Genomic DNA, 8,155 nt, shown 5'->3' with positions numbered 1-8,155 from the left:
GCACGGCCTGCGGCGGTACCTCGTCCTGCCGCAGGAGCTGTTCGGCCCCGACGGTCGGCCACGCGATCCGGACGTGCTGGCGTTCCTCGTGGCGCACCAGTTCGGGCACGTGGCCGCCGGGCACACGTCGTTCTGGCGGAGGGTGGCGACACTGGGCGCGGAGCTCGTGCCGGGTCTGGGGGCGGCACTGGCGCGGACCATGGAGTACACCGCCGACAACCACGCGTACGCACACCACCCGGAGGGTGTGCACGCCGTCCGGTTCCTCGCGGCGGGTCCCGACCTGTACACGCGGGTGAACATGGGCGAGATGGCCGACCGGGCGCGGACGGACCGCGGGGGTTCGCTGCTGCTGTACCACCTGCTGACCCGGCGCCCGAGCAACACGCGGCGGATGGCGGCGCTGCGGGACCGAAGGAGACGCGGCCGGGTGCTCCTGTGACAGATGTTTCCGTTCGGGGGTGGAGGCAACGGTGGTGGCCCTGAGGTGGGACGACATCGTCCGAAGCCGGTGAGGTCCTCCCGCCGAGAACTTGACTTGTTCGAACTCATGTTCGATAAACTGTACGCGTGAGTCTTCTGAACGAACGGATCGACGTCCGCTCCACCGACGACGGGCACCCCGCCCGGTTCACGTGGCGCGGTCACACCTTCCGCGTGCGCAGGATCATCGGCGACTGGCCCGCCCGCCCGGAGCGGCCCGGCGTCCCCGCCACGCAGACGCACCTGCTGCGGGTCTCGGCGGAGTCGGAGTCCGGCGAGCCCAACATCATCGACATCACCCGCGACGTGTCCTCCGACCACTGGACGATGCGCCGCAGATGGCACTAGGTCGTGTTCCGCGAACACGTACTCCGCCGCGCGACGAGCGGCATCCGCGGAACACGCCCCCGGCGGTGTCCTTCGGGGCCTCCGCCGCGCCCCGTCCCGCCCACGGACGTCCACGGCGCGGCGCCCACCGTTCGCAATCCCGGACGGCACCCCGGACGACCGCCCCGAAGAACGGAACCCGGGCCGGTGTGACCGCCCTTCCCGCCGTCCGGGGGAAGGGCGGTCGCACGTTCGGGGACGGCACCGGCGGAACGGAACACGCGGCCCCCGGAGCGCGGGCGTTCGGGGGGCAGTTGGGGGCGAAAGACGGCGCCGAGTGTGGTCATGGGAGCGTTCCTACCGCCCGGCCCCGGCCGCGCGACGGGGTTCAGCGCGCCCGGGAACCGGAGGGGGCGAGGTGGAAGTAGGGCTCGGCCCGGTCCTCACGGGCCCAGGTGATCCGGTCCAGGATGCGCCGGGGCATCTCCGGCAGGTCGGCCACGGGGAACCACCGCACGTCCATCGACTCGTCCCCGGAGGCGTCCGGTTCGCCGCCGACGTAGCGGCAGCGGAAGGAGATGTCGAGCATCTGCACCACGTCGCCGTTGGGGTAGGTGTAGGGCTCCTGGGCGACGACGCTGGTCATGCGCTCGACCTCGACCGTCAGTCCCGTCTCCTCCCACACCTCGCGGACGGCGGTCACGGCGGGCTGCTCGCCCGGTTCGAGGATGCCGCCGGGGGTGCACCAGCGGCCGTCGTCGAGGCGCTGGTGCAGGAGTACGCGGNNNGGCCCCCCCGCCGTCACCCCGGTGAGCGGCAGGAGTCCGTGGCCGACGTGGCGGCGCAGTTCCAGGATGAAGTCCGGGACGGGCATGGTCGGCAGCCTATCGGTGACGGGGTGCGCGCGCCGGGCTCGCGGCCGGGTGTCAGCGGGATCGCGCCGCGCGCAGGTCGGCGTACTCGTGGGCGAGGATCGACATGAGGACGGCGTCGTGCCACTCGCCGTCCCAGTACAGGTGGTCGCGCCAGACGCCCTCGCGGACGAAGCCCGAGCGGGCGTAGGACCTCTGGGCGCCCGTGTTGAAGTCGAACACCTGGAGCGCCACCCGGTGCAGGCCCGCCACGGTGAAGGCGTACTCCAGGACGAGGTCGGTGGCCTCGGTGCCGTAGCCGTTGCCGGTGAGGGACATGTCGTTGAGGGCGATGCGGTAGTCCACGCCGCCGTTGTCGGCGTCGAGGTCGATGAGCGCGCAGTCGCCGACGCAGCGGCCGTCCTCGTTCCGGAGGATCACCCAGTCGGCGCGGTCGGCGTGGGACGGGCGCGAACGGGCCCAGTCGCGGACCTGCCGCTCGGTGAACGTGGTGTGGGTGCCGGTCAGGCGGCGCACGTCGGGGTCCAGGTCGGTGAGGACCGGGACGAGGTGCTCGCCCGTCCGCTCGTCGAGGGGTTCGAGGCGGACCCGGTCGCCGATGAGGGCGGGCTGGTCGCGGAAGACGTCGGAGGGCACCATGCCCGGGATCCAACCACGGGGCCGGAGCCCGGGCCAACCGGTTTTCCGGGGCGCCGCACGGCCGCGGCGGAGGGGCTCCCGCGGAGCGGGGGTTCGGTTACCGTACCCGTGGCACCGACAGCGACCCCGACACAGCCAAGGAGTGCCCATGCTCGTCGCGTTCTCAGTGAGCCCCCTGGGTGAGGGGGAGTCCGTGGCGGAGTCCGTCGCCAGGGCGGTCAAGGTCGTCCGCGACAGCGGGCTCCCCAACCGCACCGACGCGATGTTCACCACCGTGGAGGGCGAGTGGGACGAGGTGATGGACGTGGTCAAGCGCGCGGTGGAGGCGGCCGGCGAGGGCGCCGCCCGGACCTCCCTCGTGCTCAAGGCCGACATCCGACCGGGCGTCGAGGGGGCGCTCGACGGCAAGGTGGCGGCCGTCGAGGAGCACCTCCGCGACATGTGACCGGGGACGCCGGGCGGGCGACGGAAACATCACGGAGGTCAGGTCACGGGCCCGTTGACGTGCCCCGGCCGCCCCGGCGGTCACCTCCGCCGGGGCGGCCGGGGTAGGAAGGCGCTGGTCCGGTCGGCGTACTCGGCCCAGCCGGGCCGGTCCGACATGTACTCGTCCAGCAGCCGCTGCCCCGACCCCCGGGTGAGCAGGTAGGTCATCACCGCCAGGGAGGGCAGCGTCAGCAGCGCCCACCAGGACCCGCAGGCGACCAGGAACAGCCCCCACCACACGCAGGCGTCCCCGAAGTAGTTGGGGTGGCGGGTCCACGCCCACAGACCCCGGTCCATGATCCGGCCCCGGTTGGCCGGGTCGGCCTTGAACCGGCGCAGCTGGGCGTCGCCGACCGCCTCGAAGGCGAACCCGAACAGCCACAGGGCCGCGCCCGCGAACGCGACCGGGCCGAGCTGCGACGACGTGTGCGCGGACACCTGGACGGGGAGGGAGATCAGCCAGATCAGGCCGCCCTGGAGCAGGTACACCATCCGCAGGGCGTAGGCGTCGCGGCTGCCCGGCGCGCGGGACAGGAGGCGGTCGTAGCGGGGGTCCTCACCGTGGCCGAGGGCGCGCGTGCCGATGTGGGCGGCGAGCCGGACACCCCACACGGCCGTGAGCGCGAACAGCAGCCAGGCGCGGGCGGGGTCGGCGGTCGCGAGCAGGGCGCTGATCCCCGCGACCGCGACGAAGCCGATCCCCCATGCCACGTCGATGACGCTGTGCCGTCCCACCCGTCTGCCGATGACGAAGGCGCCCAGGACCAGGGCCAACAGGGCCGCCGCGGTGGCGGCCAGGTTCACTCCGAGCGCGGCCACGGCCGTCACGCCCTCCGCTCCATGACGAACTGCTCGACGTCGAGCATCCCCGCCCGGAACCCCGCCTCGCAGTAGGAGAGGTAGAAGGTCCACATGCGGCGGAAGACGTCGTCGAAACCGAGCGCGGCGACCCGGTCGGCCGCGCCCTCGAAGGCCTCGCGCCACAGGCGGAGGGTGTCGGCGTAGTCGGCGCCGAACGCCGTCCGGTCGACGATCTCCAGGGAGGTGCGTTCCCGCAGCTCCCGCTCGATCACCGTCGCCGAGGGGATCAGCCCGCCGGGGAAGACGTACTTGTGCATCCAGGTGTAGGAGCCGCGCGAGGCGCGCATCATGGCGTGCCCCATGGTGATGCTCTGGAGTCCGACCCGTCCGCCGGGGCGCGTCAGGCGGCCGAGCGCGGTGAAGTAGACGGGCCAGTAGAGGTCGCCGACGGCCTCGATCATCTCCACGCTGACCACCGCGTCGTAGGCGCCGGTGACGTCCCGGTAGTCGCACAGCTCGATGGTGACCAGGCCGGACAGGCCGGCGGCGGCGACGCGCTCGCGGGCCAGGTCGCGCTGCTCGGCCGAGAGCGTGACCGAGGTGACCCGCGCGCCGCGCCGGGCCGCGCGCAGGGCGAGTTCGCCCCACCCGGTGCCGATCTCCAGCAGCTCCGTGCCCGACGTGACCCCGGCCCCGTCCAGGAGGCGGTCGATCTTGCGTCCCTGGGCCCCGGCGAGGGTGGCGCGGGTGCGCGGCTCGTCGGGGGCGAACAGGGCGCTGGAGTAGGTCATGGTCGGGTCGAGGAAGGTGGCGAACAGGTCGTTCGACTGGTCGTAGTGGTGGCTGACGTGCCGCTTGGCGCCGCCGCGCGTGTTGCGCTCCGAGGCGGGGCGCCGGGGAAGGGTGACGTGCCGGAGCGGCTGGAGGGGGCGCGGCACGAGGTCCTCGTAGACGCGCGCGAGCGCGGTGAGCAGCCCGACCAGGTCGGGGGAGTCCCACTCGCCCGCCATGTAGGACTCGCCGAGGCCGATGAGGCCGTCGGCGGCCAGTCGGCGGTGGAAGGCGTCCGGATCGCGCAGGAGGAGGACGGGGGCCTCGCCGCCACCGGTGGGCTCGCCGTCACCGACGTGCACGTGGACGCCGAACCGCTCGGACACCCGTCTGGTCAGGAGGCGGGCCAGACGGGCGCGCACCCCGGCGGCGGGAACCCGCGCCACGTCGGGCCAGCGTTGGGCGTCCACGGTCGGGGGCGGCGGTGTGCTGATCGTGTTCATGGTGTGTGTCCTGCCTGTTCGTGGGATGCGTGGTCGTCGGACGCGCGGGGTTCGCGGGGCTGGACCGGGAGGCCTCGGAGGTAGAGCCCGATCCCCTGGATCCGGATCCGCAGCGCGTCGGTCAGGGGTGCGACGGGGTGGCGCAGGGCCAGCCGTGCCAGCGACGCGGCGTTGACGGGCCGGTGCGTGCCGCGGACGGAGGCGGTGAAGGGCGGCCGCCCCTCGCGGTGCAGGGCGACGGTGAGGGCGAGACGGCTCCCCGGGGACGGGAGGCTGAGGCGGTAGCGGCCCTCGACCCGGTTGAAGGGGGACACGTGGAAGACCTTGTCCGCCTCCGCGCGGCCCCGCGCGTCGGTCTCCAGGAGGTAGCGGTGGCGGCCTCCGTAGGTGTTGTGCACCTCGGCGACCACGCACCGGAGGGAGCCGTCGCGGCCGTGGCACCAGTAGACGGTGAGCGGGTTGAAGACGTGGCCGAGCACCCGCGCGTGGGCGAGCATCAGGACCCGGCCGCCGCCGAGGTCGACACCGTGCCCGGTGAGGAAGGCCTCGAGGTCGGCGCGCAGGGTCGGCGCCCCGCCGGCGCCGTGGTCGGCGGCGCGGAAGTCGCACCACAGCCGCAGGGGCCACCGGGGGCGCGGGACGTCGTCGAGGTCGACGAGCCAGTAGTAGGTGCCGTACGCGAAGGCGTTGCGCACCGGTTCGGCGCGTACGTGGCGGACGGTGGCCTCGTACAGGGCCGGAACCGGGACCGTGTTCACCAGCGCACCCCCAGGCTCGCGGCCGCCACGACGCCCGAGCGGCACCCGTCCTCGTGGAACCCCCAGCCGTGGTGGGCGCCCGCGAAGGCCACCAGGCCGTCGTTCAGCTCCCCCAGTCGGCGCTGCGCGGCCACGGACTCCGGGGTGTAGACGGGATGGGCGTAGTCCATCCCGGCGATGACGGCGTCGGGTTTGACCGCGCCGTCGTCGTTGAGCGTGACGACGTACTGTTCCGCGCCGTCCAGGCGCTGGAGCCGGTTCATGTGGTAGCTGACGCGCACCGGGTCGCCGTCGGGGTCGCACGAGGCCAGGCGGTGGTTCCAGCTCGACCACGTGCCGCTGTCGCGCGGGAGCACGGAGGTGTCGGTGTGCAGCAGGGTGCGGTTGCGGGAGTAGCGGAAGGCGCCGAGCACCTCGCGCTCGGTGGGGGTGGGCGCCTCCAGCAGTTCCAGTGCCTGGTCGGCGTGGGTGGCGACGACCGCCGCGTCGTAGTCCTCCTCCTCGCCGTTCACCCGCAGCCGGACCCCCGAGCGGGTCCGCGCCAGGGAGGTGACCCGCGCTCCGGTGCGGACGCTGTGCAGGTTCTCGACCAGCCGCTCCACGTAGACGCGTGAGCCTCCCGAGACCGTCCGCCACTCGGGCGAGCCCCACACGCCGAGCATGCCGTGGTTGGCGAGGAAGGCGAAGAGGTAGCGGGCGGGGTAGTCCAGCGCGGTGCCCGACGGGCACGACCAGACCGCCGACACCAGCGGCAGCAGGAAGTGCGCGACGAAGTAGGGGCGGAAGCGGTGGGCGCGGACGAAGTCGCCGAGCGTGGGCTCCCGGGGTCCGACGTGGTGCCGCACGCGCAGGACGCGCCGGGCGGCGCGGTGGAAGCGGGGGATCTCGGTGAGCATGTGCGCGAAGGCGGGACCGCGCCCGGAGCGGCCGGGCAGCAGGGCGAGCGGGCCGCGCGCGCCCGCGTACTCCAGGCCGCAGCCGTCGCAGCTGACGGACATGCTCATCTCGGTGGGCCGGGTGGCCACNGCAGCCGGGGGTAGGTGCGGCGGTTGTGCACGATGAAGCCGCTGTCGACCCAGGTCCCGGGGGCGGGGCCGACCCGGTGCGTGTGCGCGTGTCCGCCCGGGCGGTCGTCCGCCTCCAGCAGCGTGACCTGGAAGTCGTGGCGCAGCACGTGGGCCGCCGTCAGTCCGGCGACACCCGCGCCGATGACCGCGACCCGCCTGCGCGCGGATGTGTTCTGGCCGGTGACCATGCGTCCTCTCCGCTCGTCCTCTCATGGGGTGTGGGGGATTCGGAGCGACCACCGTGGTCGGATTGCCCGTCATCGGTCACGAAACGGCGGCGGAGGTGTCCGCGGGCCGGGCTATCTTTCCGGCATGGACGAGCTGGAGTTTCCCCCGATGCTGGCCGACCTCGTGCGGGTCACCGGCCGCCTGGTGGCCGACCTGGAGCTGTTCGAGCGGTTCGGGCACCCGGACGAGACCGCGCAGTGGTTCCGGTCCTGGACCGACAACGACGAGGCCGACGGTCGGGAGTTCCGCCTGTTCGCGATGGAGGGGGGCGGCGGGTTCGTCGGTCTGTGGCTGGTCCGCGAGGGGCGGCCCCTGACCGAACAGCCCGTCGTCTTCGTCGGCTCCGAGGGGGAGCTGGCGGTCATGGCCCCCGACCTCGGTTCCTACCTGTGGCTGCTGGCGTACGGGGTCCACCCCTTCGTGGCCCTGGGGGAGGAGCCCTGTCCCACCGGCACCAGCCCCGAGGTCGTCGCGGTGGCCGAGCGGCACGCCCCGCGCGCGCGTCGCGGCCCGGAGGAGATCCTCGAACTGGCCCGGGAGGAGTTCCCGCGCTTCCGGGAGCACGTGGACGCCCAGGACGCGAACCGCCGGTAGGAGCGGGCGTGTGCCGTGGCTCCCACCGCGCGGGAGGTCCTCGCCGCGATCGCGGCGGGGAGCGGGTCCCGGGACACCCTCGAACGCGCCCTCCCGCCGCCGGCGTGACACCCGGTGCGGCATGATTCCCGTCGTGCGTGGGAATGGAGACCGCCGCCGACACGGGCGGTACGAACTGGCGGAGACGGAGCACGGCCACGTCTGGGGCGTGTGCGCGGAGGTGGACGGGCTGTTCGGGGAACCCCGGCGTGGAACGTACGAACTGTTCGACTGGGGACCGGAGGGCGCCGGGGCACGCGGCTGGGTCGGGGACCGGGTGTGGCTGGTGCCGGAGGACGAGGAGCTCGGTCCCTGGCTCCTGAAGGACGCGGAGAGCCTCGGGCGGCACCCCGGGGCGGGCGGTCTCGTGCTCACCGGGCTGGACGACCACGAGGGCCCGCCCGAGGGGTACAGGGGCGCCGTCCGGGTGCACGACCAGCACCGGTGGCTGGGCTCCTGCCGGGAGTTCGCCCGTGTCCTGCCGCCCGAGCGGGCGGCGCCCCCGCTCGTCCTGCGGGGACTCGCCCCGGGTGACCGGCTGCGGGCGGCGTTGGCGAAGGGCACCCGGCGGGCACTGGACCTGGAGG

Annotated in this window: 11 protein-coding genes and 1 pseudogene; 5 read left to right on the top strand and 7 right to left on the bottom strand. The window is 73.7% G+C overall.

What is annotated here, in order from left to right:
• Positions 1–442 (top strand): annotated as a pseudogene (locus tag D471_RS0121775) (peptidase M48); the annotation flags it as partial.
• Between the two features lie 128 nt (positions 443–570).
• Entirely contained in the window at positions 571–831 is a 261-nt protein-coding gene (locus D471_RS0121770) for a DUF6504 family protein (RefSeq protein ID WP_017600580.1), read from the top strand.
• Positions 832–1,198: 367 nt separating this feature from the next.
• On the opposite strand, the gene D471_RS0121765 is transcribed toward D471_RS0121770, so the two are convergent.
• Together D471_RS0121765 and D471_RS0121760 are read right to left on the bottom strand one after the other, a co-directional pair.
• Complete coding sequence (locus D471_RS0121765; RefSeq protein ID WP_017600579.1) at positions 1,199–1,684, bottom strand: NUDIX hydrolase; 486 nt, start codon at positions 1,682–1,684, stop codon at positions 1,199–1,201.
• A 52-nt stretch (positions 1,685–1,736) separates the two neighbouring features.
• Positions 1,737–2,321: a GNAT family N-acetyltransferase gene (locus D471_RS0121760; RefSeq protein ID WP_017600578.1), complete on the bottom strand. Its 585-nt coding sequence runs from the start codon at positions 2,319–2,321 to the stop codon at positions 1,737–1,739.
• Positions 2,322–2,469: 148 nt separating this feature from the next.
• Between D471_RS0121760 and D471_RS0121755 the strand changes: the two genes are divergently transcribed.
• Positions 2,470–2,766 (top strand): MTH1187 family thiamine-binding protein, encoded by a 297-nt coding sequence (locus D471_RS0121755; protein WP_017600577.1) that lies wholly within the window; start codon positions 2,470–2,472, stop codon positions 2,764–2,766.
• Positions 2,767–2,846: 80 nt separating this feature from the next.
• Here D471_RS0121755 and D471_RS0121750 read toward each other — a convergent pair whose 3' ends face one another.
• From D471_RS0121750 to D471_RS42755, 5 genes are read right to left on the bottom strand one after another with little or no spacing between them, the layout of a single operon-like run.
• Complete coding sequence (locus D471_RS0121750) at positions 2,847–3,635, bottom strand: DUF1295 domain-containing protein (protein ID WP_017600576.1); 789 nt, start codon at positions 3,633–3,635, stop codon at positions 2,847–2,849.
• Complete coding sequence (locus D471_RS0121745) at positions 3,632–4,882, bottom strand: SAM-dependent methyltransferase (protein WP_017600575.1); 1,251 nt, start codon at positions 4,880–4,882, stop codon at positions 3,632–3,634. Before D471_RS0121745 ends, D471_RS0121750 begins: the two co-directional genes overlap by 4 nt.
• A complete protein-coding gene (locus D471_RS0121740; protein ID WP_241479676.1) occupies positions 4,879–5,640 on the bottom strand; it encodes a DUF1365 domain-containing protein in 762 nt (253 codons plus the stop codon). Before D471_RS0121740 ends, D471_RS0121745 begins: the two co-directional genes overlap by 4 nt.
• The gene (locus D471_RS35520) at positions 5,637–6,638 is read right to left on the bottom strand and encodes an NAD(P)/FAD-dependent oxidoreductase (RefSeq protein WP_449406574.1); all 1,002 of its coding nucleotides are present in this window, start codon (positions 6,636–6,638) and stop codon (positions 5,637–5,639) included. Before D471_RS35520 ends, D471_RS0121740 begins: the two co-directional genes overlap by 4 nt.
• A 2-nt stretch (positions 6,639–6,640) precedes the next feature.
• A complete protein-coding gene (locus tag D471_RS42755) occupies positions 6,641–6,895 on the bottom strand; it encodes an FAD-dependent oxidoreductase (RefSeq protein WP_449406573.1) in 255 nt (84 codons plus the stop codon).
• Positions 6,896–7,019: 124 nt separating this feature from the next.
• Between D471_RS42755 and D471_RS0121730 the strand changes: the two genes are divergently transcribed.
• Together D471_RS0121730 and D471_RS0121720 are read left to right on the top strand one after the other, a co-directional pair.
• A complete protein-coding gene (locus D471_RS0121730) occupies positions 7,020–7,529 on the top strand; it encodes a hypothetical protein (protein ID WP_017600573.1) in 510 nt (169 codons plus the stop codon).
• A gap of 133 nt (positions 7,530–7,662) precedes the next feature.
• The coding region (locus tag D471_RS0121720) for a hypothetical protein (RefSeq protein ID WP_040690625.1) at positions 7,663–8,155 on the top strand (493 nt) is incomplete at its 3' end.

This window comes from Nocardiopsis lucentensis DSM 44048 (genome assembly GCF_000341125.1).
GTDB classification, from domain to species: domain Bacteria; phylum Actinomycetota; class Actinomycetes; order Streptosporangiales; family Streptosporangiaceae; genus Nocardiopsis; species Nocardiopsis lucentensis.
This window is presented reverse-complemented; position numbering and strand designations above follow the sequence as displayed.

Excerpts from the sequence above, each read along its gene's own strand:
- D471_RS35520 (WP_449406574.1), bottom strand. The coding sequence starts at position 6,638 with ATGTCCGTCAGCTGCGACGGCTGCGGCCTGGAGTACGCGGGCGCGCGC.
- D471_RS0121745 (WP_017600575.1), bottom strand. The coding sequence starts at position 4,882 with ATGAACACGATCAGCACACCGCCGCCCCCGACCGTGGACGCCCAACGC.
- D471_RS0121760 (WP_017600578.1), bottom strand. The coding sequence starts at position 2,321 with ATGGTGCCCTCCGACGTCTTCCGCGACCAGCCCGCCCTCATCGGCGAC.
- D471_RS0121730 (WP_017600573.1), top strand. The coding sequence starts at position 7,020 with ATGGACGAGCTGGAGTTTCCCCCGATGCTGGCCGACCTCGTGCGGGTC.
- D471_RS0121755 (WP_017600577.1), top strand. The coding sequence starts at position 2,470 with ATGCTCGTCGCGTTCTCAGTGAGCCCCCTGGGTGAGGGGGAGTCCGTG.